The sequence below is a fragment of the Arcobacter sp. CECT 8983 genome (assembly GCF_004118855.1).
Lineage (GTDB): Bacteria > Campylobacterota > Campylobacteria > Campylobacterales > Arcobacteraceae > Halarcobacter.
The window spans coordinates 1-358 of sequence record NZ_PDKF01000009.1 but is presented as its reverse complement, the minus strand read 5'-3'; the positions used below and the strand labels follow the sequence as shown (position 1 = coordinate 358).

At 34.9% G+C, this 358-nt stretch carries 1 protein-coding gene; it reads right to left on the bottom strand.

The genetic code is table 11. The features are described 5' to 3' along the window. Positions 1 to 106 precede the first annotated feature (106 nt). Positions 107 to 358: OadG family protein (locus CRV01_RS11970; protein WP_129008447.1), on the bottom strand; the 252-nt coding region annotated here is incomplete at its 5' end.

Here is a 358-nt window from a genome sequence, read left to right as displayed (position 1 = left end):
ACAGCTGGAAAAAAATCTTCCATTAAAACTCTACCTCCAAAGACAGACTGAAATCCATCTCTAAATGTAGTATCCATAACATCAATATATTTTTTTGACATTTAATTTAACCTTTTAGATTTTTATGATGTTGAACAGCTGCTACTACAGCCGCTATCTTTGCAGTTTCGTTTATATTTTTCGCCCCTGTAGTTACTGTGGGCTTTGTAGGTACTGGTGTACTTTTCTCTGGAAAATACTTCCCTATGATTTTTGCTTGCAGTTTTAAAGCATAGACCATTACGATCAAGAACAAGAATACTATCCCCATTCCTAAGACCATAAACTTTACTGCCTCCGCAATTAAGTTTGTTTCCAT